Source organism: Nakamurella sp., assembly GCF_044224575.1.
Taxonomy (GTDB): domain Bacteria; phylum Actinomycetota; class Actinomycetes; order Mycobacteriales; family Nakamurellaceae; genus Nakamurella.
This window is the reverse complement of sequence record NZ_JBGAKE010000004.1, coordinates 108,276-131,939: the sequence shown is the minus strand read 5'-3', so window position 1 is coordinate 131,939 and position 23,664 is coordinate 108,276. Positions and strand designations below refer to the sequence as shown.

General features: G+C 71.1%; 23 protein-coding genes. 10 read left to right on the top strand and 13 right to left on the bottom strand.

Annotation, left to right across the window (positions count from 1 at the left end):
* Positions 1-3: 3 nt before the first annotated feature.
* Complete coding sequence (locus ACILSK_RS06245) at positions 4-612, bottom strand: hypothetical protein (protein ID WP_395726275.1); 609 nt, start codon at positions 610-612, stop codon at positions 4-6.
* Between the two features lie 184 nt (positions 613-796).
* Between ACILSK_RS06245 and ahcY the strand changes: the two genes are divergently transcribed.
* Entirely contained in the window at positions 797-2,299 is a 1,503-nt protein-coding gene (gene ahcY / locus ACILSK_RS06240) for an adenosylhomocysteinase (RefSeq protein ID WP_395726274.1), read from the top strand.
* Positions 2,300-2,405: 106 nt separating this feature from the next.
* Here the strand turns inward: ahcY and ACILSK_RS06235 are convergent, their stop codons facing one another.
* The 5 genes from ACILSK_RS06235 to ACILSK_RS06215 all read right to left on the bottom strand — a co-directional run bounded on the left by ACILSK_RS06235 (position 2,406) and on the right by ACILSK_RS06215 (position 6,534).
* Positions 2,406-2,699 carry an SHOCT domain-containing protein gene (locus ACILSK_RS06235; protein ID WP_395726273.1) on the bottom strand — a complete coding sequence of 98 codons (294 nt, stop codon included), beginning with the start codon at positions 2,697-2,699 and terminating at the stop codon, positions 2,406-2,408.
* On the bottom strand, positions 2,699-3,148 hold the full coding sequence (locus tag ACILSK_RS06230; RefSeq protein WP_395726272.1) for a DUF6325 family protein: 450 nt from the start codon (positions 3,146-3,148) through the stop codon (positions 2,699-2,701). The genes ACILSK_RS06235 and ACILSK_RS06230 overlap by 1 nt, the downstream gene beginning before the upstream one ends.
* On the bottom strand, positions 3,145-3,516 hold the full coding sequence (locus ACILSK_RS06225; RefSeq protein WP_395726271.1) for an FKBP-type peptidyl-prolyl cis-trans isomerase: 372 nt from the start codon (positions 3,514-3,516) through the stop codon (positions 3,145-3,147). Before ACILSK_RS06225 ends, ACILSK_RS06230 begins: the two co-directional genes overlap by 4 nt.
* Before the next feature lie 253 nt (positions 3,517-3,769).
* Positions 3,770-4,921, bottom strand: a complete 1,152-nt coding sequence (locus ACILSK_RS06220) for a nitric oxide synthase oxygenase (protein ID WP_395726270.1) — start codon at positions 4,919-4,921, stop codon at positions 3,770-3,772.
* 152 nt (positions 4,922-5,073) lie between these two features.
* Positions 5,074-6,534, bottom strand: coding sequence for a peptide MFS transporter (locus ACILSK_RS06215; RefSeq protein ID WP_395726269.1), 1,461 nt, complete (start codon positions 6,532-6,534; stop codon positions 5,074-5,076).
* A gap of 176 nt (positions 6,535-6,710) precedes the next feature.
* On the opposite strand from ACILSK_RS06215, the gene ACILSK_RS06210 reads away from it, so the two are divergent.
* Positions 6,711-7,349, top strand: coding sequence for a dTMP kinase (locus ACILSK_RS06210; RefSeq protein ID WP_395726268.1), 639 nt, complete (start codon positions 6,711-6,713; stop codon positions 7,347-7,349).
* On the opposite strand, the gene ACILSK_RS06205 is transcribed toward ACILSK_RS06210, so the two are convergent.
* Complete coding sequence (locus tag ACILSK_RS06205) at positions 7,324-8,277, bottom strand: YciC family protein (RefSeq protein ID WP_395726267.1); 954 nt, start codon at positions 8,275-8,277, stop codon at positions 7,324-7,326. The two genes, ACILSK_RS06210 and ACILSK_RS06205, sit on opposite strands and share 26 nt — an antisense overlap.
* A gap of 221 nt (positions 8,278-8,498) precedes the next feature.
* Here ACILSK_RS06205 and mtrA point away from each other — a divergent pair, with 221 nt between their 5' ends.
* The 4 genes from mtrA to ACILSK_RS06185 all read left to right on the top strand — a co-directional run bounded on the left by mtrA (position 8,499) and on the right by ACILSK_RS06185 (position 13,481).
* Positions 8,499-9,176 carry an MtrAB system response regulator MtrA gene (gene mtrA / locus ACILSK_RS06200; RefSeq protein WP_395726266.1) on the top strand — a complete coding sequence of 226 codons (678 nt, stop codon included), beginning with the start codon at positions 8,499-8,501 and terminating at the stop codon, positions 9,174-9,176.
* Positions 9,177-9,204: 28 nt separating this feature from the next.
* Positions 9,205-11,121 carry an MtrAB system histidine kinase MtrB gene (gene mtrB / locus ACILSK_RS06195; protein ID WP_395726265.1) on the top strand — a complete coding sequence of 639 codons (1,917 nt, stop codon included), beginning with the start codon at positions 9,205-9,207 and terminating at the stop codon, positions 11,119-11,121.
* 5 nt (positions 11,122-11,126) lie between these two features.
* Positions 11,127-12,974 carry an LpqB family beta-propeller domain-containing protein gene (locus tag ACILSK_RS06190; RefSeq protein ID WP_395726264.1) on the top strand — a complete coding sequence of 616 codons (1,848 nt, stop codon included), beginning with the start codon at positions 11,127-11,129 and terminating at the stop codon, positions 12,972-12,974.
* A gap of 93 nt (positions 12,975-13,067) precedes the next feature.
* A complete protein-coding gene (locus ACILSK_RS06185) occupies positions 13,068-13,481 on the top strand; it encodes a pilus assembly protein CpaE (protein ID WP_395726263.1) in 414 nt (137 codons plus the stop codon).
* A 12-nt stretch (positions 13,482-13,493) separates the two neighbouring features.
* Here the strand turns inward: ACILSK_RS06185 and ACILSK_RS06180 are convergent, their stop codons facing one another.
* On the bottom strand, positions 13,494-13,952 hold the full coding sequence (locus ACILSK_RS06180; protein WP_395726262.1) for a DUF1707 domain-containing protein: 459 nt from the start codon (positions 13,950-13,952) through the stop codon (positions 13,494-13,496).
* Positions 13,953-14,234: 282 nt separating this feature from the next.
* Entirely contained in the window at positions 14,235-15,101 is an 867-nt protein-coding gene (locus tag ACILSK_RS06175) for an NAD-dependent epimerase/dehydratase family protein (protein WP_395726261.1), read from the bottom strand.
* A gap of 76 nt (positions 15,102-15,177) precedes the next feature.
* Here ACILSK_RS06175 and ACILSK_RS06170 point away from each other — a divergent pair, with 76 nt between their 5' ends.
* Complete coding sequence (locus ACILSK_RS06170; protein ID WP_395726260.1) at positions 15,178-15,534, top strand: winged helix-turn-helix transcriptional regulator; 357 nt, start codon at positions 15,178-15,180, stop codon at positions 15,532-15,534.
* A gap of 25 nt (positions 15,535-15,559) precedes the next feature.
* Here ACILSK_RS06170 and ACILSK_RS06165 read toward each other — a convergent pair whose 3' ends face one another.
* The 4 genes from ACILSK_RS06165 to ACILSK_RS06150 form a co-directional block, all read right to left on the bottom strand.
* Positions 15,560-17,350: an acetyl/propionyl/methylcrotonyl-CoA carboxylase subunit alpha gene (locus ACILSK_RS06165; RefSeq protein WP_395726259.1), complete on the bottom strand. Its 1,791-nt coding sequence runs from the start codon at positions 17,348-17,350 to the stop codon at positions 15,560-15,562.
* 72 nt (positions 17,351-17,422) lie between these two features.
* Positions 17,423-18,070: a Maf family protein gene (locus tag ACILSK_RS06160; protein ID WP_395726258.1), complete on the bottom strand. Its 648-nt coding sequence runs from the start codon at positions 18,068-18,070 to the stop codon at positions 17,423-17,425.
* The gene (locus ACILSK_RS06155; protein ID WP_395726257.1) at positions 18,067-18,294 is read right to left on the bottom strand and encodes an acyl-CoA carboxylase epsilon subunit; all 228 of its coding nucleotides are present in this window, start codon (positions 18,292-18,294) and stop codon (positions 18,067-18,069) included. Before ACILSK_RS06155 ends, ACILSK_RS06160 begins: the two co-directional genes overlap by 4 nt.
* 106 nt (positions 18,295-18,400) lie before the next feature.
* Positions 18,401-19,969: an acyl-CoA carboxylase subunit beta gene (locus ACILSK_RS06150; RefSeq protein WP_395726448.1), complete on the bottom strand. Its 1,569-nt coding sequence runs from the start codon at positions 19,967-19,969 to the stop codon at positions 18,401-18,403.
* 293 nt (positions 19,970-20,262) lie between these two features.
* Between ACILSK_RS06150 and ACILSK_RS06145 the strand changes: the two genes are divergently transcribed.
* From ACILSK_RS06145 to ACILSK_RS06135, 3 genes are all read left to right on the top strand, one after another.
* Positions 20,263-21,471 carry an NAD(P)/FAD-dependent oxidoreductase gene (locus ACILSK_RS06145; protein WP_395726256.1) on the top strand — a complete coding sequence of 403 codons (1,209 nt, stop codon included), beginning with the start codon at positions 20,263-20,265 and terminating at the stop codon, positions 21,469-21,471.
* A gap of 109 nt (positions 21,472-21,580) precedes the next feature.
* Positions 21,581-22,405: a biotin--[acetyl-CoA-carboxylase] ligase gene (locus ACILSK_RS06140; RefSeq protein WP_395726255.1), complete on the top strand. Its 825-nt coding sequence runs from the start codon at positions 21,581-21,583 to the stop codon at positions 22,403-22,405.
* A gap of 301 nt (positions 22,406-22,706) precedes the next feature.
* On the top strand, positions 22,707-23,459 hold the full coding sequence (locus ACILSK_RS06135; RefSeq protein WP_395726254.1) for a YggS family pyridoxal phosphate-dependent enzyme: 753 nt from the start codon (positions 22,707-22,709) through the stop codon (positions 23,457-23,459).
* Positions 23,460-23,664: the final 205 nt, after the last annotated feature.

Sequence of the window (23,664 nt, the reverse complement as noted above, 5' to 3'; positions counted from 1 at the left end):
CGGTCAGTGACCGACGGCGATCTTCAACACGACGACCACGATGCCGATCACCACATTCAAGGTGATGGTCCGCACCACGGCCAGCCCCGTCATGCCGGATCGACGTACGGCCCAGTACCCCCACAGCTGTTGCTCGACGATCGCGATCACCAGAGCGATCCAGGCACCGTCGCCGTAGGAGATGTCCGGGAACACGGCGGCGGACAATGCGCCGATCGCGGGCGGAATGGCCGCGAACGCGACCGGCCATTCCTTGCGCATGCCTTTGCGGATGGCGCCGAACTCCCAGCCGCCATGGACGTTGGCGACGGTGAGCGCATAGACGTGGGCCAGCCAGAAGACGATGCCGCCGACCACGATCATGATCGCCAGGGTCACCGGCCGCGCCGGCCCGGCGGTGACGATGACCGTGCCCGCCACCACCGAGCCGTAGACGGCCGAGGTGAAATCCGCGCGGCGTCGGGTGGACACCGTCCCGGGCGGGGGGTTCGTCGGCCCGATGGCCGAGGCGATCAGCGCCTCCGGCGGGGGGGCCGAGACCGGTCGACCGGTCGCGGCCGGCGGGGCGGCATGGTCGGGGTCGCGCGGGCTGTCCGGGATCGAGGCAGTCACCCGCCCATTGTCGCGCCCCGCGGCGCGTCATTCGTCCGCCGGTAGGGCCGGATGAGTTCGTTGGCTATCCTGACCTGTGACATGCACGCCCGGTGCGGGCGTCCGGTGCAGGGCAGAACCCGAGTCCGGCCATCGGGCCGTGACGGCACGGCTCGAATCCCGAGCCCCGCGAAGGAGCACGCAAGTGTCCACCTCCACCATCCTTGGCCTCGACCTGTCCGTGGACCGGTCCGGCGACCTCGACTGGAAGGTCGCCTCGCTCGCCCTGGCCGACTTCGGTCGTAAGGAGATCACTCTCGCCGAGCACGAGATGCCCGGCCTGATGGCGCTGCGCCGCGAGTATGCCGAGGTCCGGCCCCTGGCCGGGGCGCGGATCTCCGGCTCGCTGCACATGACCGTGCAGACCGCGGTGCTGATCGAGACCCTGGTCGACCTCGGCGCCGATGTCCGCTGGGCGTCCTGCAACATCTTCTCGACCCAGGATCACGCGGCCGCCGCCGTGGTCGTCGGCCGCTACGGCACCGTCGACGAGCCCGCGGGCGTCCCGGTCTTCGCCTGGAAGGGGGAGACCCTGCCCGAGTACTGGTGGTGCACCGATCAGATGCTGCGCTGGCCCTCCCCGGACGGCACTGTGCTGGGTCCAAATATGATTTTGGACGACGGCGGGGACGCGACCCTGCTCGTGCACAAGGGCGTGGCCTACGAGAAGACCGGGGTCATCCCGACGATCAACGAGGACGACCCCGAATACTCGGAGGAGTACGCGGTCATCCTGGACCTGCTGCGCGCCTCGCTGGCCGACGACGACCAGTACTGGACCCGGACCGCGCCGTCGATCATCGGGGTCACCGAGGAGACCACCACCGGTGTCAACCGGCTCTACCAGCTGGCCGCGGCCGGTGAGCTGCTGTTCCCGGCGATCAACGTGAACGACTCGGTGACCAAGAGCAAGTTCGACAACAAGTACGGCATCCGGCACTCGCTCATCGACGGCATCAACCGCGGCACCGACGTGCTGATCGGCGGCAAGGTCGCGCTGGTCGCCGGCTACGGCGATGTCGGGAAGGGTGCCGCGGAGTCCCTGCGCGGACAGGGCGCGCGGGTGGTCGTCGCCGAGATCGATCCGATCTGCGCGCTGCAGGCGCTGATGGACGGCTTCGAGGTGTCCACCGTCGAGAAGTCCATCGACCGCGCCGACCTGGTGATCACCACGACCGGCAACAAGGACATCGTCACCGTCGAGCACATGAAGCGGATGAAGCATCAGGCGATCCTGGGCAACATCGGCCACTTCGACAACGAGATCGACATGGCCGGGCTGGCCCGGTCGGGTGCGAGCAAGATCGAGATCAAGCCGCAGGTCGACGAGTGGCGGTTCGCCGACGGGCACACCATCATCCTGTTGTCCGCGGGCCGGCTGCTCAACCTCGGCAACGCGACCGGGCACCCGTCGTTCGTGATGTCGACCTCGTTCTCCAACCAGGTCATCGCCCAGCTGGAGCTGTACACCAAGCCGAACGAGTGGGACAAGGAGGTCTACCGCCTGCCCAAGCACCTGGACGAGAAGGTCGCCAAGATCCACGTCGAGGCGCTCGGCGGCGAGCTGACCAAGCTGTCCAAGGACCAGGCCGAGTACATCGGGGTGGACGTCGAGGGTCCGTTCAAGCCGGAGCACTACCGGTACTGAGTCCTCCGACGCGCCGGCCCGTCACCGCCGACTTGCGCCGAACGCAGCTTCCGGACGACCGGGGAGGTGCGGACGGCTCAAGTCGGCGGGACTGACCGGCGGGCCGTTACTGGGCCAGGATCGCGGCCTTCTGCGACTCGACCTCGGCGTCGCTGAGCAGTCCGGCGGTCTTGAGGTCGGCCAGTTGCTGCAGTTGCGCGAGCTTGGTCGCCATGTCCACCCCGGACGCTGCCGGCGCCGGCGGTGCAGGGGGCGGCGGCGGGGCGTGGTGCACCGGCGGCGGGGGCGCGGCGGCCGGGGCAGCGTCCTGCGCGGCCCAGCGCTGTTGCTGGCGCCGCTGGACCCGGCCGTGCACCGAGCTGGCCACCGCCACCTTGGCCGCCGTCTTGAACAGTCCCATCAGCTCCGGACCTCCGTCACGTCGAGCGCCTCGTCGAGTTCCGCCGGCTCCAGATGCCCGACGAGGGCCAGCCGGCCGCCGGCGGCGTGCCAAGCGGCGATCACCGGAATCAGCACCTGCTCCTCGTAGACCAGGACGGCGGCGACGCTGCCCACCGCGATCGAATCACCGAGTGTGGCCAGGTCGGTCGCGTCGACCAGTCCACTGGACGCCCCGTCGAACGCGGCCAGATCCACCTCCGGCCCGACGGCGACGTCGGCGACGGGCACCGGCACCACGGAGCCGTCCGCGATGCGCGTCACGAACTCCAGGTCGAGCACGCGGATGACGCCGGAATCGGCCAGCCGCAGCAGTGCGTCGAAGCCGTCGCCGCCGATCACCCCACCGGGGAACTCGACGACCGCGAACTCGACCGGACCAAGCACGTCCGGTTCGTCGACTGCGGTCACCGCACGCCCAGCAGATCGATGACGAAGATCAGCGTCTTGCCGCCCAGCCGGTGGCCGCCGGGCGGGCCGTAGGCCAGTGCCGGCGGGATGGTCAGCTGACGGCGGCCGCCGACCTTCATACCCGGGATGCCGTCCTGCCAGCCCTTGATCAGGCCACGGAGCGGGAACTCGATCGACTCGCCGCGGTTCCACGACGAATCGAACTCGGCGCCGGACTCAAAGTCGACCCCCAGGTAGTGCACGCGGACGGTGTCGCCGGGTTTGGCCTCGGCGCCGTCGCCGACGGTGATGTCGGTGATGACGAGATCGGCGGGGGCTGGGCCTTCGGGGAAGTCGACCTCGGGCTTGGTGGCATCGGTTCCTGACATGACGCCCATCCAACACGAGCGCCCCGCCCGGCGAAGCGCCCACCCGACCGGGGAAGCCGGCCCGCCGGGCGAATGACCCGCGCGGATGAAGTCGTGGACTCCTGTCCCGCGGTTCACATCCGGTGCGGTTTCGTCCGCGCCGGCCCAGTTGATCCGCGCGGGGAGTCAGCCGCCGGCCCGGTTGATCCGCGCGGGGAGTCAGCCGCCGGCGTGTCCGGTCCGGGAGCGGGAGCCGCGCGCGGGAGGTCGGCGGTCAGGCCACGCGGTGCATCGGGCAACCGCCCGCCCCGTCGTCGGCGACCGGTTGGGCGGCCCGCCACGGGTCGGGTTGCGCCTCGAACCGGGGGGTGCCCGCCTCGGCGTCCGTCGAGTAGTAGCGGTGGAAGACCGGCGTGCTGGCGCCGGACATCGGCGGCACCAGCCAGCTCCAGTCGCCCGGGGTCTCCCGGCCCTGGGTGTGCTCGCGGTCCAGATGCGTCATGAACTGTTCCGCGGCGCTGTGGTGATCCACCATCCGCACCCCCGCCGCCTTGAACGAGTGCAGCACGGCGACGTTGAGCTCCACCAACGCACGGTCCCGCCACAGGCTGGTGCTGCTGCGGGTGTTCAGCCCCATCCACCGGGCGATCACCGGAAGCTTGTTGTACCGCTGAACGTCGGCCAGGTTGCGGGCGGCGATCTCGGTGCTCATGTACCAGCCGTTGAACGGGGCCGCCGGATAGCGAACGCCGCCGATCTCCACCGCCAGGTTGCTCACCATCGGCACCGCGTACCAGCGCAGGCCGAGGTCGGCGAACCAGTCGAAATCCGGATGCGAGATCGGCACCTCCAGCACCGCGTCGGCCGGCAGTTCGAACAGCCGGGACCGCGCATGTCCCACCTGGATCACCACCGGCAGCACGGTGAACGCCGATCTGCGTTCGGGTCGCCAGCCCAGCTCCTGCAGCACCTGGGTGAACTCCACCTGAGCCGGATCGCCCAGCACGGTGCCGTCGGGCAGTCGCCAGCCGGCGTACCGGATCAGCTGCGGATTCCAGATCCGGGGTGCCCGTCGGGAGTCGTCGGCACCGAACACCGTCATCACCGGCCGCAGCCGGCCGCCGTTGGTGGCCAGTCGCAGATGCTCGACGCACGCCTCGAAGATTGCGTCCGGAGTGCTCAGGTGACGCCGGTCCAACACCCGCAGCGTCGACCACGGCAGCCGCCCGATGCAGCGTGGGTTGGCCCGCCACGCGACCCGGCAGCCGTGCTGCACTTCGGCCGCGGTCTGCTGGTAGCCGCCGGTGTCGGCGAACGACGAATTGATCTCGCGGAGCCGGTGGCCGTGCGCGGCCCGGTCCACGATTCCCTCACGCAGCAGCAGACCCTGGAATTCGGCCGCCTCGGTCCGGCGTGCGGTGTGCATGGATCCTCCCGATGCTCCGAACAGCTCCTGCTTTACCGGAGCGTTCTACGGTCGGTTCCGTACCTTCGGTTCGCGCGAGGTTCCCGGGGTCGGCCCTCGCTCGTCGAACGTGCAGCGGCGCCCAACGGCGGGAAGTGGCCCGGGTCGGAAGGTCAGCGCACCCCGCTCATCAGCTTGAGGATCGGCTTGGTGAACACCCACAGCACCGCACCGACGACGATCGCGATGGCCCCGAGGATGCCGAAGTACGGGACCTGGTCCTCGACCGTGTAGTACTCGGCGAGCACGCCGGCCATGGCCGTGCCCAATGCGATGGACAGGAACAGCAGCGCCACCATCTGGGTCTCGAAGATCTTCGGGGCGAGTTTGGTGCTCAGGGACAGGCTGATCGGCGAGATCAATAGCTCGGCGATGGTGAAGACGAAGATGACGCCGATCAACCCGAGCAGCGGGGCGCTGTTCGGCTCAGTGCTGGCCATCGGTATGAACAGCAGGAACGCCACGCCCATCACGATGGTGCCGGCCGCGAACTTGACCGGGCTCGACGGTTGCCGGTTGCCCAGCTTGGTCCAGAGCGCGGCGAACACCCCGGACAGGATGATGATGAACACCGGGTTGATCGACTGCACCCAACTGACCGGCATCGTCCAGCCGAACAGGTCCCGGTTGAGTTGCTTGTCCGAATACACGGTGAGCACGGTGAACTGCTGCTGGTACAGGGACCAGAAGACGGCACTGACCAGGAACATCGGGATGAACGCGACCACCCGTTTGCGCTCGACGGCGGTGATGCGCTTGTTGCCCAGGATGACGATGAAATAGGCGACGGCGGCCACGATGACGGCGGCCACGACCGCGCCGGACAGATTGTCGGCGGTGAGAATTCCGGTGACGGAGGCCATGACGACCGCGGCGACGAACACGACGCCGGCGATGATGAACGCCATCCGCTTGTTCGCGGGCAACGGATTCGGGATGTTGTTGGCCTCGGGCGGCAAATTCTTGCGGCCGAAGGCGTAGATCGTCAGGCCGATCGCCATGCCGACCGCGGCCAGGATGAAGCCGGCGTCGAACCCCCAGGTGGTCTGGAAGAAGCCGGTGAGGATGGGCCCGAAGAACGCGCCGAGGTTGATGCCCAGGTAGTAGACCGAGAAACCGGCGTCCCGGCGGACGTCACCGGGTTCGTAGAGGGTCCCGACCAACGAGGTGCAGTTGGCCTTGACGCCGCCGGACCCCAGGGCGATCAGCACCAGCCCAACGCCGACCCCGGTCAGGCCCGGGATGGTGGACAGGGCGATGTGCCCCAGCATCACCAGGATGGCAGCGTAGAACAGGGTCCGTTCGGCGCCGAAGACGCGGTCGGCCAGCCAGGCGCCGAGAATCGTCGACAGGTAGACGGTTCCGCCGTAGGCGCCAACGATGCTGGTGGCCTCGACCTGGTCGATGCCCAGCCCGCCCTGGGCCGTCGAGTAGTACAGGTAGATCAGCAGGATGCCCTGCATGCCGTAGAAGGAGAACCGCTCCCACATCTCGACCGAGAACAGGGTGGCGAGCTGGGGCGGCTGGCCGAAGAAGGTCCGGCCGGGAGCCGGCCGGGGGGTGGCGGTGCTCATGATCCCTAGCGTCGCATCAGCGGTAGCGGACCGCAGAGGGAGCCGCGGACACGCCGCCCGCCCGGGGAACTCCGGCCGGGTCGGGCGCGCCGATGGTGCCCGCCGCGACGGTCGCTGCGGGGGTCGCCGCAGCGGGGTCGCGCCAAGTGCTCGGCCGGCCCGTAGGGTGCCGTGCCGTGGGGCAACTGATCGTGATCGAAGGGCTCGACGGGTCGGGCAAGCGGACGCTGGCCGGCACGCTGGCCGCCCGCTGGCAGGCGCAGGGGCGGACGGTGGCATCGCTGGCGTTCCCCCGGTACGGCGTCGACGTGCACGCCGACCTGGTGCAGGACGCGTTGTACGGACGGCTCGGCGACCTGTCGGACTCGGTGTACGGCCCCGCGCTGCTGTTCGCGCTGGACCGCCGGGCCGCCGCCGAGGAGATCCGCGACCTGCTGGCCGCCCACGACGTGGTGCTGCTGGACCGCTACGTCGCCTCGAACGCCGCCTACGGCAGCGCCCGCCTGGGCGGACCGGACCGGCCGACCGATTTCGCCGCCTGGGTGCAGGCCCTGGAGATCGATCGGTTCGGCGTGCCGGTGCCGGATCGGCAGCTCCTGCTCGCCACCCCGGTCGAGGTGGCCGCGCGCCGGGCGCGGACCCGCGCCGGCAGCGAACAGGACCGGGCGCTGGACCGCTTCGAGGCCGACGACGGGCTCCAGCGCCGGACGGCGGCGATGTACCGGCAGCTGGCCGCGCACAACTACCTGTCGCCGTGGACGGTGCTCACCCCCGACGCCGATGGGGCGATCAGCCTGCCGGCGGCGGTGGGGTGAGTCCGGACGGCCCGGCCGGCCCGGACCTGCGCTGCCGATCGAGGTCGGCGGCCAACCGCAGCGCGTAGTCCAGACGCTCGGTGCGGATGCGGACGTCGATGTAGAGCAGGGCCACCACGGCGCCGGTCCAGGCGCCGGTGAACGCGCCGACCACCGCGCCCACGCCCTGGGTGATCAGCAGCGTCGTCACCGCGTCGTGCTGCCCGAACAATGAGCTGACCACCGTCGTGACGACCGCTCCGCCGACCGTGCCGATGAGCAGGGCCAGCGCCAGCGCGCCGAAGATGCGGCCCCGGTGTCCTCGGCTGAGCTGCGCGCTGCGCCGCAGCGCCTCACCCACCCCCGAGCGCTCCATCGCCACCACCGAGGCGGCCAGCGCCAGCACCAGGAACGCCAGCACACCCGGCACGACGAACAGCATGAGCCCGATCGAGACGAGTACCCCGACGACGACCGACACCGCCAGCAGGGCGGGCCACCGGCCACGCAGCCGCCCGGCCACCTCGCCGCGGCCGTCCCGGCCCTGGGCCAGGGCACCCGCGTACACCGTGGCCAACCCGGCCACGACCTGCGCGCCGACCACCGAGACGAGCAGACCGGCCAGGGCGGACACCACGATCGATACCGGGATCGACGTGCCACCGCGCAGCACGTCCTCCAGCCACGTGGCCTCCGCGTAGGACTGCAGGCTGCCGGCCGCGCCCAGGACTCCCACCGTCGCCGCGGCGGACAGCGCTCCGACCGCGAGGGCGGCCAGCACCAGCGGCAGCAGGCAGCGCCGCACCACCGTCACGGCCACGCCGAGGATCTCGCCCACGCCGAGCGGCCGCAACGGGATCGGGCCGGGCTGCGCGAGCCCCCAGGCGTCCGGCCGACCTGGGTAGGGCCGACCGTACGGGTCCTGGCGGGGATACTCCGGAAAGCTCACTCGGACGCCGCCCTTCCGGGGCACCTCGCGGGCTCGGTCGCCCCGGAAGGGGCGTCGGCCTGAGAATATCGATGATTCGCTCGGCGGTTTCGGGCCCGCCCGCCCTCCCTGCTCATCAGCCCATGGTCCCACGTGGCCCGCACCGCCCGATCGGGTCGCGATCGCGCACCGGCGCCGCGCGCCCACCCCGGGTGGTCCGTTCGGGATGTCACGATGGTGTGATGAAAGCTCGTGTGCTGGTGGTCGACGACGACCCCGCCCTCGCCGAGATGCTCACCATCGTGCTGCGCGGGGAGGGCTTCGACACGGCCGTCGTGCGGGACGGGTCGAAGGCGGTGGAGGCTTTCCGGGACGTCCATCCCGACCTGGTGCTGCTGGACCTGATGCTGCCCGGGGTGTCCGGGCTCGACGTGTGCAAGGAGATCCGGGCCGAGTCGGGCATCCCGATCATCATGCTGACGGCCAAGACCGACACCGTCGACGTCGTGCTCGGACTGGAGTCCGGCGCCGACGACTACGTCATGAAGCCGTTCAAGCCCAAGGAGCTGACCGCTCGCATCCGGGCGCGGTTGCGCCGGGCCGACGTCGGGTCGGCCGAGCGGCTGCGGGTCGCCGACGTGGACATCGACGTGCCGGGTCATCAGGTCACCAGGGACGGCGAGCCGATCCCGCTGACCCCGCTGGAATTCGACCTGCTGGTCGCGCTGGCCCGCAAGCCGCGCCAGGTGTTCACCCGCGAGGTGCTGTTGGAGAAGGTGTGGGGGTATCGGCACGCCGCTGACACCCGGCTGGTCAACGTGCACGTGCAGCGGCTGCGCAGCAAGATCGAGAAGGACCCGGAGCATCCCGAGGTGGTAGTCACCGTCCGGGGCGTCGGCTACCGGGCCGGCAACGCCTGACCCACACCCGACGGGTGATCATGTCATCGTGACCAGCGAGCCTGCACCGGCCGCGGACCCCGCGGCGGGGCCGTCGGACGGTCTGCCGACCGTGGCCGACGGTCGGCTGATCAAGATGCGTCGCGGATTGCGCCGGGCCCTGGCCACGGCCCGCTCGCGCATCGCGTTCTGGAGCCGGTCGCTGCTCGTCCGGGTGGTGGTGCTCACCCTGAGCCTCTCCGCCGTCGTCATGATCATTCTCGGTCTGATCCTGCAGCAGCAGATCACCACCGGACTGCTGCAGTCCAAGATCGACGCGGCGACGGTGGAGATCGACAACGCCCGGCAGACCGTGCAGAACAGCCTGTCCGGCGCCGACTCCGACCCCAACTCGCTGCGCGAGCAGCTGCAACTGGCGTTGACCGAGATCGGTCGGGTGGACGGGTCCACGGGTGCGCAGAACTCCACTGCCGGGGTATTCGAGCCGGTCATCGTCCCCTTCCGGATCGACTCGGACGCCGACCTGTCGGTGTCCCAGCCGCTGGGCGACGTCCCGGCCGAGCTGCGCTCCCGGGTCGCCCAGGGCCAGGTCGCGTACCAGTACACGACGATCCGGCGGGACGACCAGGCGATCCCGGCCCTGGTGATGGGCGCTCCCGCCCGCACGAGCACCGACTCCTTCGAGGTGTACCTGATCTTCCCGCTGGCCGGTGAGCAGGGCACGGTGCAGGTGGTGCAGCGCACCCTGCTGCTCGGCGGGGTCGCGCTGGCCATCGCGCTGACCGGCATCTCCGCCCTGGTCGCCATGCAGGTGGTGCGGCCGGTCCGCCGCGCCGCGGCCAGCGCCCGCAAGCTGGCCGCCGGTGACCTGGCCGAACGCATGCCGGTCAAGGGTCCGATCGAACTGGAGACCCTGGCCAGCTCGTTCAACGGGATGGCCGAAGCGATCCGGGTGCAGATCCGGCAACTGGAGGAGTTCGGCAAACTGCAGCGCCGGTTCACCTCCGACGTCTCGCACGAGCTGCGGACCCCGCTGACCACCGTGCGGATGGCCGCCGACATGCTGTACGACGGGCGGTCGGACTTCCCCGAGCACCTGGGCCGGTCCACCGAGCTGCTGGTCGACGAACTCGACCGGTTCGAGTCCCTGCTGACGGACCTGCTGGAGATCAGCCGGTACGACGCCGGGATGGCCGAACTCAGCGCCGAGACCATCGACATCCGCTCGTGCATCCACGCCAGCATCTCCGCGGCCGCCTCGCTGGCCGATCAGTTCGAGGTCCAGATCGTGACGATCCTGCCCGAGCATCCGGTGGTCGCGGAGATCGACACCCGCCGGGTCGACCGGATCCTGCGCAACCTGATCAACAACGCGATCGACCACGCCGACCGTAAGCCCGTCGAGGTACAGCTCGCCGCCGAGCCCGAGGTGCTGGCGATCACCGTCACGGACCACGGCGTCGGTCTTCGCCCGGGCGAGGCCGGGCTGGTGTTCAACCGGTTCTGGCGGGCCGATCCGTCCCGCCAGCGGCACACCGGCGGGACGGGCCTCGGCCTGGCCATCTCGCTGGAGGACGCCCGGTTGCACGGCGGCTGGCTGCAGGCCTCCGGCACACCGGGCGACGGCGCCCGGTTCCGGCTCACCCTGCCCCGGCGGCACGGCGGCCTGATCACGCATTCGCCGCTGCCGTTGCGAGTGGGTGCCGACGCCACCGAGGCGACGGCCGCCGACGGGCACCAGCCGGTCCGGATGATGGTCGAGGACGGCACGCTCAAGCCCGCGCCCCGCGAAGACGACCTGCATCCGGCGTCGGTGCCGGTCGCCGGTGCGACGGCCGCCCTGACCGTCGCCCCCGATGGCGAGCCCGGCCGGCCCGGTGCCGCGAAGCCGGCCCCGGCCGTGGCCACGGCGGCGACCGCCGCGAGCCCATCCGACGTGCCGGTGCACAAGCCGGTGACCCGGTGATCGTCATGCCGGACCGACGCCGTCGTCGGGCCGGGCCGATCGCCCTGCTCGTCCTGATGGTCGGCGCGCTCATCGCCGGGTGCACCGCGATCCCCGGTTCGAGCGCCGCCTTCGACGTCACCCGGATCGCCGATCAGGTGGAACCGGTGGTGCCCGACGCGCCGACGCCGGGCGCCGGGCCGGACCAGATCGTCCGCGGCTTCATCGCCGCCAGCGCCCGGCCCGAGTCGGAGGGCGGCACCGGGTCGAGCTTCGCCGCGGCGCGGCAGTACCTCACCCCGGACGCCCAGGCCGGCTGGCAGCCGAGCCAGCTGCCGGTCGTGATCCTGGACGACAACTATCGGACCGAAGCCGATCCGATGGAATCCGGCACCGTCAGCGTGATCGGGAACTCACCGGGTGGTCTGGACGGCAGCCGGGCCTTCCATTCGTCCGGGGTCGTGTACTCCCGGGCCATCCACCTGGTCAAGGTCGACGACGAATGGCGGATCAGCGACCCACCACCCGACCTGCTGTTGACGGCATCGGACTTCCCGACGGCCTACCGCCAACGGGTGCTCTACTTCCTCGACCCCTCGGGCACGCTGGTGGTGCCCGACGTCCGGCACATCATCATCGGCCAGACGACGGCCAACCGTGCGAATCGGCTGCTGGCGATGCTGCTGGACGGTCCCGCTGTGTCCCTGCAGGGCGCGGTGACCAGCAGTTTCAGCAGCAGGTCCGCCCTGCGGTCCAACCCCTCCGTCGACCCGGACGGAGTCCTGCAGATCGACTTCACCGGTGTGGACGTGTCCACCACCGAGGCTCGACGGGCGTTGGCCGCCCAGGTGGTGTGGACGCTGTCGCCGACGACGCCGCGGATCGCGATCAGCGTCGATGGCGTGCTCCTGGACCCGGCGCAACCGGTCTACACGATCAACTCGGTGTCCTCGTTCGACCCCGACCGGCTACCCGGCACCGGGCAGGTCGCGTCCGACCCGTTCTACGTCAGTCCCGGCGGGGCGGTCACCGGCCTGCTGGACGGCAAACCGGTCGCCGGACCGCTCGGCACGGGATCGCCGACGGTGCTGTCGGCGGCGGCGTCGGCGACGACCCGGGTGACCGCGGCCGTCGCCGTCGACCCCGGCGGCGGGGAGCAGTTGCTGCTGACCTCGCCGGACCAGGTCGACCGGGCAGATCCCGCGCTGAAGGCCGACACGCTGACCCAGCCCAGCCTGACCCGGTCCGGCGACGAGGCGTGGGTCGTGCAGAACGGAGGGACCAAACCCGAGGTCTACCGGGTCTCCACGTCCGGGCCACCGAGCCGGGAACGGGTGCCGGCGGATGAGCTCGCCGGCAAGGGTGCGGTCACCGCGTTGGCGCTCTCGCCCGACGGGGTGCGGGTGGCCGTCGTGGTCGGCGACCAGTTGTACCTGGGGGTGCTCAAGCCGGCGGCCGCCGAGGGCGCCTCCGCGCCGACCAGCACCGCGCCGAACGGCGGGAGCCGGGACGAGTCGGCCGGCCAGAGCCCGCTGCAGATCACCGGGCTGACCGTGCTCCGGTCCGATCTGCAGGACGTCGGGCCGATCACCTTTGTCAACTCGCTGGAACTGGTGGTCGCGGCCGCGAACGCGCCGAACGGGTTCCGGAGCCTGTGGAACCTCAGCATCGACGGCTACGAGTCGCGCAAGATCAGTGACAACGGGATCTTCGGCAACATCGACGGCCTGGCCGCGGCCGTCAGCGAGCCGTTGCTCATCACCTTCAGCGGCCGGGTCTGGCAGTTGGACGGAAGCCAGGCCGACGGCAAGTGGCAGTCACCCGTGGATGGCCAGCCCTTCCTGAACGGCTCCGCCCCGTTCTACCCGAGCTGACCCGTCCAGCCGCCGACCGTGCAGCCGGGGTTGCGGGGGCGGGTCGGGGTCGGGTCGCGTGCCCGCGCCGTCCGCGCGCGGGACAATGGCGCGGTGATCTCGGTCGAACTCGCCGCGGCGCTCCGTGATGCCGGCCTGGTGTGGCACCCCCGGTCGGGGGATCGATTCATGCTGACCCGGGGCACGTTCGACGGTGAGGTGTTCACCCTCTCGGACATGGTGGTCGAGGCACACGAGGCGTCGACCGGGCCGGTGCTGGCGTTCAACGGCACGACCGAATGGGCGCTGGACTCCACCTCGGCCGACGACGCGCTCTGGCTCCCGCGCGAGGACCAGCTACGCGAACTGCTCGGTGGTGCCTTCCGGAACCTGGCCCGGGACGGCGCCGGCTATCGCGTGACGGTGGTGCTGCCCGGTGGACCCGGTCCCGCCCGGTATCCGGCGGGCAGCCCCGCTGATGCCTACGCGACGGCGCTGTTGGATCTGGTCCGCCGGGCCACCGACTGATCCCGGGTCAGGTCAGGATCGGTTGCGCCAGTCGCTGCCCCACAACGCGCTGGTCACCACCGCGATCAGGGCCGGGATCAGGAACACCAGCCAGGTCTTGACCAGGAAGAACAGCACCAGAGCGATGATCCCGGACGCGGCCAGGAGCACCGCGGCGCCCCGTTGCGCCGGGGTGCGGGTGTCGTCCGGCCGGGCCGGCACTCCCGCCGACGGCGTGACCGGAATGGCCGCGGCTCGGACGGGCGCCGGCGGCCCGGGCAGCGTCGGGTGCGGCGCCGGTAGATCGGTGAACAGCGCCTGCAGGTCGGCCACCGTCCGCGCCTGGGTGACCTGAGCGCTCCGGGTGCCGAACTCGTCCAGGTCGATCCGCCCCTTGCCCAGATGCTCGGAGAGTGCGTCCATCGCGGAGTTTCGCTCGGTGTCGCCGATCCGTAGCCGCGACGGATCCGGTCCCGATGATGGTGCGCTCACGCCTTCGACTGTAGCGATGTCCAGTGGGAGGGCGGCCCGAACCGAACAGTGGACGGAAACGCAGAGCGGGATCGACGGACGACAAACCGGCTGTGAACCCTGGTGGGGCGGATCGATGACGGGGTGCGGCTGCGCGCGGATCCGATGGAAGGACGCGGCCGGGCCGCGCGATACGGCCGGCCGAGCTCGATGCGGTGGTGGGTCGCACGCCGGGTCGGGCCGTCCCGGCGACCGCGTGCCATCTGGTCGACCTCGGCCTGGCCATGCGCTGCCGACCTCGGATCAGCCGCCCGCGTACGAACCGCTGACGAACTCCGCCACCAGGCCGGGTCGGGACGGGCTCCACCCGAGCGACCGCGCTCGCTCACCCGTCGCCTGCTGGCTGATCAGCAGTGCGTCGGCGAAATCGTCGCCGAGGCGAGTCCGGCTGTCGGACACCGATGCGGCCAGCACGCCGGCCGGGCCCGCCGCGGCGGTCGCCAACTGCCGGACGGTGGGGTTCTCGCCGCTTGCGCCGATGATGGTGCCCAGCCCCGAGCCCCGTTCCAACAGGAGCACGTACAGCTCGGCGAGGTCGTCGACGTGCACCGTGACCCAGTGCTGGCTGCCGTCGCCGATCATGGTCAGGGCACCGGATGCCGCCCGTGGGCCGCCGGCGACCAGGGCGGGGATGCCGCGGCCGTGACCGTGGACGATGCCCGGGGCGACGACGGTGGCCGCCACGTCCGAATCGAGCAGCGACCGCTCGACCGGCAGGCGCCAGGCCACCAGGGCCGGCGGGTCGAACGGCGACCCTTCGACGATGTTCGGGTTCGCGCCGTACACCCATATTCCACCGGTGTGCAGGTAGGGCCGACCGGTGCCGCCGAACGCGTGACCGACCGCCTTGACGACGCCGGTGTCGAAGCCGGCGGCGCTCGCGTCGCCGGGCGTCGCCGCGTGCACCGCCCCGTCGGCCTTCCCGAGTTGGTCGGCCAGCCAGGCGATGTCGGTGAGGTCTCCGATCAGCGGGGTGGCCCGGGCGGTCGCGGCGGCCTCCGCGGCCGCTCCGCTCCTGACAATTGCCGTGACCTCATGGCCGTGGGCGACCAACTGTCGGAGAACCGCGCCGCCGATGAACCCGGTCCCGCCGGTGATGATGATCTTCATGTCGACGATGGTATGAATTGGATACTGATTACTTCAACGAAACGTGATCACCCCGAGGTAACCATGGAGGCGAGCGGTGGACGAACCCTTCGACGTGTTCGGGGTGGACTGCCCGAGCCGGGTGATCCTGCAACGGATCGGTGACCGCTGGTCGATGTTCGTCATCGCGGCGCTGAGCACCCGGCCGATGCGGTTCACCCAGCTGAAGAACCGGATCGGCGGCATCACCCCGAAGGTGCTCACCGAGACGCTGCGCGCGCTGCAGGCCGACGGCCTGGTGGCGCGGCGGGCGTTCGCGGAAATGCCGCCGCGGGTCGAGTACCGGCTGACCCCGCTCGGCCTGTCGCTGCTCGAACCGATCAACGCGATCCGGGCCTGGGCGGAGGCCAATGTCCCGCAGGTGCTCGAAGCCCGAGCCCGGGCGGATGCCTGACCGGGACAGGTCCACGAAGGGACGGTCAGCCCTCCGCCGGGGCGTCCTCGATCTCGGCGACGGCGGCGCCGGCCGTGACCGACCCGCCGACCTCGACGTTGATGGACGTCACGACGCCGGCCTTGTGCGCCGGGATGGGGTTCTCCATCTTCATCGCCTCGACCACCGCGACGACGTCGCCCGGGGCGACGGTGTCGCCGACGGCCACCGCGACCTTGACCACGGTGCCCTGCATCGGCGCGACGACGGAATCGCCGCCGCCTTCGGGGGAGTGGTGCGCCGACCCGCCGCGCTTCGAGGACCGCCGGGCCGCCGGGCCGGCCGAGCGGCTGGCCCCGGACGTCGACACGGCGACCTCCGCCGGCAGCGTGACCGACACCCGCCGCCCGTTGACTTCGGCGACGATCGTCTGCCGTTCCCCGGCCTCCCCGGCCGCCGCCGCCGACGCCGGGTCGAACGCCGGCAGCGTGTTGTCGAACTCGGTTTCGATCCACCGGGTGTGCACGTCGAACGACCCGCCGGCGGCGGTGAACGCCGGGTCGTCCAGGACGGCCCGGTGGAACGGCAGCACCGTGGCCATGCCCTCCACCACCATCTCGGACAGGGCCCGCCGCGACCGTTGCAGCGCCTCCTCCCGGTCGGCGCCGGTGACGATGATCTTGGCCAGCAGCGAGTCGAACGCGCCGCCGATCTCCGAGCCCGACTCGACCCCGGAGTCCACTCGCACCCCCGGGCCGGCCGGCGGCACGAACCGGGACACCACGCCCGGCGCCGGCAGGAAGCCACGACCGGGGTCCTCACCGTTGAGCCGGAACTCGAACGAGTGCCCACGGGGCGGCAGATCGTCCGTCCAGCGCAGCTTCTCACCGTCGGCGATGCGGAACTGCTCGCGGACCAGGTCGATCCCGCTGGTCTCCTCGGACACCGGGTGCTCGACCTGCAGCCTGGTGTTCACCTCCAGGAAGGAGACGGAGCCGTCGTCGGCGACCAGGAACTCCACGGTGCCGGCGCCGTGGTAGCCGGCCTCCCGGCAGATCGCCCGCGCGGCCGAGTGGATCGCCGACCGCTGCTCGTCGGACAGGAACGGCGCCGGAGCCTCCTCGACCAGCTTCTGGTAGCGCCGCTGCAGCGAGCAGTCCCGGGTCCCGACGACGATCACGGTGCCGTGGGTATCGGCGAGCACCTGCGCCTCGACGTGCCGCGGCCGATCCAGGTACCGCTCGACGAAACACTCGCCGCGGCCGAACGCGGTCACCGCCTCGCGGACCGCCGATTCGTACAGGTGCGGGATCTCCTCCAGGGTGCGGGCCACCTTCAGGCCGCGGCCGCCGCCGCCGAAGGCCGCCTTGATCGCGACCGGCAGGCCGTGCTCCTGCGCGAATGCGACCACCTCGTCGGCGCCGCCGACCGGCTCCTTGGTGCCCGGCACCTGCGGCGCGCCGACCTTGGCCGCGATGTGCCGGGCCGTCACCTTGTCGCCCAGGTCGCGGATCGCCTGCGGCGTCGGCCCGATCCAGGTCAGCCCCGCGTCGATCACCGCCTGCGCGAAATCGGCGTTCTCCGACAGGAACCCGTAGCCGGGATGCACCGCGTCCGCTCCGGCGCGGGCCGCCACGTCCAGCAGCTTGGCCATGTCCAGGTACGAATCCTTCGGCGTCGCCCCACCGAGGGCGAACGCCTCGTCGGCCACCCGGACGTGCAGCGCGTCCCGGTCGGGGTCGGCGTAGACGGCGACCGATCGCAGGCCGGCGTCCCGGCAGGCGCGGGCGACCCGAACGGCGATCTCGCCGCGGTTGGCGATCAGCACGGTGTGCACAAGCGTTCCTCTTCTGTCTCTGCCGGTCCGGGAAGCTGGATCGGTCCGGGTGGTGCCATCGGTCCGGGAAAGTCAGGGGTCGACCCACAGGTCGGTGACGGAGATCCCGACGTCCGCCAGCAACCGCCGGATCAGCGGCAGCGAGATGCCCAGCACGTTGCCGGCGTCGCCGTCGATGCCGTCGACGAACCAGCCGCCGAAGCCGTCGATGGTCAGGGCACCCGCCACCCGCAGCGGTTCGCCGGTGGCCAGGTAGGCGTCGAGCTCGGCCTCGCTGGGCCGGCCCATCCGGACGATGGTCGAACCGGCATCGGTCACTGCGGCGGCGATCCGGCCGTCCCGGACCAGCCGGACCGCGTGCCCGGTCAGCAGCAGGCCGTCCCGGCCGGCCATCTGCTGCCAGCGCAGCCGGGCCTGGGTCGCGTCCGCCGGCTTGCCCTGCAGTTCCCCGTCGATCAGCAGCATCGAGTCGCAGCCGATCACGACCGTGCCGGCCTCGCCGGCATTCTCGGCAATCAGCGCGGCCGCCACCGCGTCGGCCTTCGCGTCGGCCAGTGCCTGCACCCGCTCCTCTGCGGGCGCCAGCTCGAGCCGGGCCAGGATCGCGTCCTCGTCGACGTCCGACACCCGCACGATCGGGTCGAGCCCGGCGGTCCGCAGCACGCCGAGGCGGGCGGGCGACGCCGAGGCCAGGACCACCGTCAGCCGCTGGCGGGTCATCGGGCCAGCCCCGAGGCCCACCAGCCGACGGGTGACGCCGGGTCCAGGCCGAGCCGGTGCGCCGGATCGCCCCACACCGACCGGGCCGCCGGGTCCGGCGCCGGCTCATTCGAGGCGGCGGCGATGGCGGTCAGGATGGCGATGACGGTAGCCGCGTCCTCGTCGTCGCGGCGGCGGGTGGCCGGTCGGGCGGACGCTGCGCCGCCATCGGGCCGTCCGCTCACAGCACTGCTCCCGACGGCGCGCTCGCACGCTCCGCGCCCCTGCCGGGCGCACTGCTGCGGCGTGAATGGTTCGCTCTGATCTCGAGCCCTCCCGCCCGCCCTGCGCTCACAGGGGGATGTTCCCGTGCTTGCGGGGCGGCAGCGTCTGGCGCTTGTCGGCCAGCACCCGCAGGGCCCGGGTGATCGCGCCGCGGGTCGCGGACGGCTTGATGATCTGGTCGACGTAGCCGCGTTCGGCGGCGACGAACGGGTTGGCCAGGGTGTCCTCGTACTCGGTCTGCAGGCGCAGCCGCTCCGCGGCAACCTCGGCCGAGTCCGGCCCGAACTGCTCGGCCAGCGCACCGAGTTCCTTGCGGTACAACACGTTCACCGCCCCGGACGCGCCCATGACGGCGATCTGCGCGGTCGGCCAGGCCAGATTGACGTCGGCGCCCAGATGCTTGGAGCCCATGACGTCGTACGCGCCGCCGTAGGCCTTGCGGGTGATCACGGTGATCAGCGGGACCGTCGCCTCCGCGTAGGCGTAGATCAGCTTGGCGCCCCGCCGGATGATGCCGTTCCACTCCTGGTCGGTGCCGGGCAGGAAGCCGGGCACGTCGACGAAGGTCAGTACCGGAATGTTGAACGCGTCGCAGGTGCGGACGAACCGGGCCGCCTTCTCCGAGGCGTTGATGTCCAGGGTTCCGGCCAGGTGCATCGGCTGGTTGGCCACGATGCCGACCGGCTTGCCCTCCACCCGGCCGAAGCCGACCAGCACGTTCGGCGCGTACAGCTCGTGCACCGGCAGGAACTCGCCGTCATCCAGGACCGCCCGGACGGCGGTGGCCATGTCGTACGGCTGGTTCGGCGAGTCCGGGATCAGCGTGTCCAGGGCCAGGTCGTCCGGCGTCAGCTCCTCGGCGTCCACCCGGTACCCGGGGGTCACCGGCGGCCCGGTCAGGTTGTTGGACGGCAGATAGGACAACAGGTCGCGGACGTACTCGATGGCCTCGGACTCGTCCTTGGCCAGATAGTGCGCGTTGCCCGAGCGGGTGTTGTGGGTGCGGGCGCCGCCCAACTCCTCCAGCGTCACCTTCTCGCCGGTGACCGAGCGGACCACATCGGGCCCGGTGATGAACATCTGCGAGGTCTTGTCGACCATCACGATGAAGTCGGTCAGTGCGGGGGAGTAGACGTGCCCGCCGGCGTTGGCCCCCATGATCAGCGAGATCTGCGGGATCACGCCGGACAGGTGCACGTTGCGCTTGAAGATCTCGGCGTACAGGCCGAGGGAGACCACGCCCTCCTGGATGCGGGCGCCGCCGCCCTCGTTGATCCCGACGACCGGCCGGCCGGTGTTCAAGGCGAAATCGAGGATCTTGACGATCTTCTCGCCGTACACCTCGCCCAGCGAGCCGCCGAACACGGCGACGTCCTGGGAGAACACGCAGATCTCCCGGCCGTCGACGGTGCCGTACCCGGTCACCACCCCGTCGCCGTAGGGCCGGTTGCGGTCCAGGCCGAAGTTGGTCGACCGGTGCCGGGCGAACGAGTCGAACTCGACGAACGAACCGGGATCCAGCAGCAGGTCGATGCGCTCGCGGGCGGTCAGCTTCCCCTTCGCGTGCTGCCGCTGCACGGCCGCATCCGACCCGGCGTGGATGTGCTCGTCCAGGCGGCGATCCAGGTCGGCCAGCTTGCCCGCGGTGGTGTGCGGCGGACCGGCCGGTGCCGAACCGGCATCGTTCGGCGGGGCTCCGCCGGCCGCGGCTGCGGGGGCGGCGACATCGGGGGCATCAGTGGTCCGACTCACGGGCGTGAGGGTACCCAGCCGGTCCCGCCCGTCGGACCACCGTGAGACGCAGTTCACGCGGGGTGAGTCTGAGTTTCACACCCGAGTCGAGTCCAACGACCCTGGTGGCCCGCCCGCGGGCGGGCGCAGCCTGATTCCAGTCGTGGCCCACCGCAGTGCCACGCAGAGGAGGAGCGATGACCCGCAAGAAGGTTCTGGTGCTCGGCGGCAACTTCGGCGGGCTGACCGCCGCGTTGACGGTCAAACAGGAACTGCACGGGGACGTCGACGTCACCGTGGTGTCGGCCGCCGACCGGTTCCTGTTCAATCCCTCGTTGATCTGGGTGCCGTTCGGCAAGCGGCGGCCCCAGGACATCACCTTCCCGCTGGCTCCCACGTTCGCCGAACACGGTGTCGACTTCGTGCACGGCGAGGCGACGGAACTGGACCTGGCGGCCCGGCGGGTGAGCACGACGGCCGGCCCCTACGACTACGACTACCTGGTGATCGCCACCGGATACCGCAACAACTTCCAGGCCGTGCCGGGTCTGGGACCGGATGGAAACGCGTCCACGATCACCACCCTGGAGGACGCGGTGCACGCCGGCGAGGCGTGGCGCCGGTTGCTGCGGGAGCCGGGTGACGTGGTCGTCGGGGCGACGCAGGGGGCCGGATGCTTCGGTGCGGCCTACGAGTTCCTGTTCAACACCAGCTACCAGCTTCGTCGGGCCGGCCTGAAGAACAAGGTCAAGCTGACGTACATCACCTCCGAGCCGTTCCTGGGGCACTTCGGCATCGGTGGCCTGCCGCACGGCGAATCGCTGCTCGGCATGTTCCTGAAGAAGGAGGGGATCGAGCCGGTGGTCGGCGTCGCCATGGACCATGTCGACGACGGTCGGGTGGTGCTGGCCGACGGCCGAACCGTCGACTTCTCCTTCGCGATGATCGTGCCGCCCTTCGTCGGGCAGGAGGTGATCGCCAAGGCCACCGACATCGCCGACGACAAGGGCTATGTCAAGGTCCGGGACACCTACCAGACCCCGACGCACGACGATGTCTACGCGGTCGGCATCGCCGCCGCGGTGGCAGTGCCGTGGCAGACGCCGACGCCGGTCGGCATTCCCAAGACCGGTTTCCCGACCGAGCAGCAGGCCCATGTGGCCGGCATGAACATCGCCGCGCAGATCCGCGGCGAGCAACCTGGGCTGCACAAGGAGTTCGGCGACATCCCGGCGGTCTGCGTGATGGACGCCGGCAACAACGGCGTGCTGATCCTGGCCGACAAGATGTTGCCGCCCCGCAAGCACGGCGTGCTGATCCCGGGCCCGCAGAATCACGCCATGAAGCTGGGCTTCGAGAAGTACTTCATGTGGAAGATGCGCGGCGGGCACGTCGGTCTGCCGTAGCGGGTCGGAGCACGCAGCCGCTGCGTGATCGAACGACCCGAGGGTGCCTGTCCGGTGCTCGTCGGACGTCTCGCGGTCTCGGTGATCCGCGGTCGCCTACGGTGACCGGGTGTCGACTGCCACTCCGGACGATCCCCGGGCCCCGATCGATCCCGCCGATGTGGTCGCCCGGCTGGCCCCACCCGGTCGGTGGACGATCGACTGGACGGCGCAGACCGGCTCGACCAACGCCGATCTCGCCGCCCGCGCCGAGTCGGGTCGAGTGGGTCAGGGCCAGGTGCTGGTCACCGAGGAACAGACCGCCGGACGAGGCCGGGCCGGCCGGGACTGGCACTGCCCACCAGGAGCCGGGCTGATGTTCTCCGTCGCGCTGGACCTGCCGGCCGTGCCGATGGACCGGCGCGGCTGGGTCGGGGCCGTTCTCGGCCTGTCGATCGTCGCCGGCCTTCGACGGTCCGCCGCGGTCGACGCGACGCTCAAGTGGCCCAACGACGTGCTGATCGGCGGCGCGAAGTGCGCCGGCATTCTCGGCGAGGTCGCGGGCGGCCTGCTCATCGTGGGGTCGGGCATCAACGTCTCCCTCACCCGGCAGGAGCTGCCCCGGGCGGACGCGACGTCGCTGACCCTGTCCGGTGGGGTCGCCGACCGCGCCACCCTGCTGGCGGCGATCCTGGACGAACTGGCCCAATGGTGCGACCGCTGGACGGCCGCGGCCGGCGACGTGGATGTGGCCGGGATCCGCCCGGCCTACCTCTCGGTGTGCTCGACGGTCGGCGCGCAGGTCAGGGTGCTGCTGCCGACCGAGCACTGGGTATTCGGGGAAGCCGTCGACGTGGACGCCGGAGGCGCGCTCACTGTTCGCGAGGCCTCCGGGGCTCGCCGATCTTTCACTGTCGGTGACGTCGTGCATGTCCGGACGTCGCCGACCGGCTGACCGTCAGTCAGGAGCGCATCTGATGATCCGCCTTGCTGCGCCAACCCGCCACGAACGGGCGCGTGCCGACCGCCCTCCCGACGCGGCGCAGCAGGGCGTGCACAACGGCACCAGCGGCCACTGCATCCGGTACGGCGGGTTGCCGTTGATCGGTGGGCGGTTGGCCTTCCACGGCGGGCGTCGGCGCGGCCGGTCCGGCCGACTCGGCGGCGCCTCGGGTCGATGATGACCGGTGGGTCGCGCCCGGCCGTACTCGGGCGCGGCCGCCGATCGCCCGGTACCGGCGATTAGGGTCGACGCTGTGTCTGATCCGTCGCGTGTCGCGTCCACCGTCGCGCAGCGGCTGACCGCGGCCCGGCAAGGGGTCCGCGACGCCGCGCTGCTCGCCGGACGGGATCCGGACGAGGTGCGGATACTGCTGGCGACCAAGACGATGCCGCCCGCCGTGATCAGGGAGGCGTTCGCCGCCGGCGGCACCCTGATCGGCGAGAACCGGGTCCAGGAGGTGCTGGCCAAGGCCGACGCACTGGCCGACGTCCCGCACGAGACCCATTTCATCGGCCACCTGCAGTCGAACAAGGTGAACCAGGTGCTGCCGTACATCCGGTGCCTGCAGACGCTCGACTCGGCCGCCCTGGCCGCTCGGCTGCAGGCCCGGCTCGCGGTGCTCGACCGCGGATTGGACGTGCTGATTCAGGTGAACGTGTCGGGGGAGGCGAGCAAGTCCGGCGCGCCGCCGGCGGCCGTGCGTGAGCTGGTGGCGGCCGTCGCGGACGCGCCCCTCCTGACGGTGCGTGGCTTCATGACGATCGGCCTCAATTCGCCGGATCGGGCGGCGGTGCGACGCGGGTACGCGCAGCTGGCCGGCATCCGGGACCGGGCGGTCGGCGAGGGATGGCCGGGAGCGGACGCGGCGACCGAGCTGTCGATGGGGATGAGCGGCGACTACCTCGACGCCGTCGCCGAAGGCGCCACGATCGTCCGGCTGGGCTCCGTGGTCTTCGGTCCCCGCACCCCCGTTCCGCGGCCGGCCGAGCCCGCCGCGCGGGGCTGATCAACTCGGCCGCACACCCGCATATCGGGCGCGTTCGCCGACTCGCCAGCTATGCGGGTTCAGCTCGTCGGGAACCTGTATGTCTGGCGAGTCGGCGCACCTTCGGTGACCGCTGACCAGCCCGCGGGGTCCCGGCGTCACCCGGTCGGGGCGATTCGGGTGTCGCGATCACGGTGATCAGAGCGTCCTGATGTCGGGCCGACGG

Bases quoted from the DNA above. Each gene is read 5' to 3' on its own strand.
- ACILSK_RS06235 (WP_395726273.1), bottom strand. From the start codon at position 2,699: ATGGGACTGTTCAAGACGGCGGCCAAGGTGGCGGTGGCCAGCTCGGTG.
- ACILSK_RS06225 (WP_395726271.1), bottom strand. From the start codon at position 3,516: ATGTCAGGAACCGATGCCACCAAGCCCGAGGTCGACTTCCCCGAAGGC.
- ACILSK_RS06220 (WP_395726270.1), bottom strand. From the start codon at position 4,921: ATGCACACCGCACGCCGGACCGAGGCGGCCGAATTCCAGGGTCTGCTG.
- ACILSK_RS06215 (WP_395726269.1), bottom strand. From the start codon at position 6,534: ATGAGCACCGCCACCCCCCGGCCGGCTCCCGGCCGGACCTTCTTCGGC.
- mtrA (WP_395726266.1), top strand. From the start codon at position 8,499: ATGAAAGCTCGTGTGCTGGTGGTCGACGACGACCCCGCCCTCGCCGAG.
- ACILSK_RS06190 (WP_395726264.1), top strand. From the start codon at position 11,127: ATGCCGGACCGACGCCGTCGTCGGGCCGGGCCGATCGCCCTGCTCGTC.
- ACILSK_RS06175 (WP_395726261.1), bottom strand. From the start codon at position 15,101: ATGAAGATCATCATCACCGGCGGGACCGGGTTCATCGGCGGCGCGGTT.
- ACILSK_RS06160 (WP_395726258.1), bottom strand. From the start codon at position 18,070: ATGACCCGCCAGCGGCTGACGGTGGTCCTGGCCTCGGCGTCGCCCGCC.
- ACILSK_RS06145 (WP_395726256.1), top strand. From the start codon at position 20,263: ATGACCCGCAAGAAGGTTCTGGTGCTCGGCGGCAACTTCGGCGGGCTG.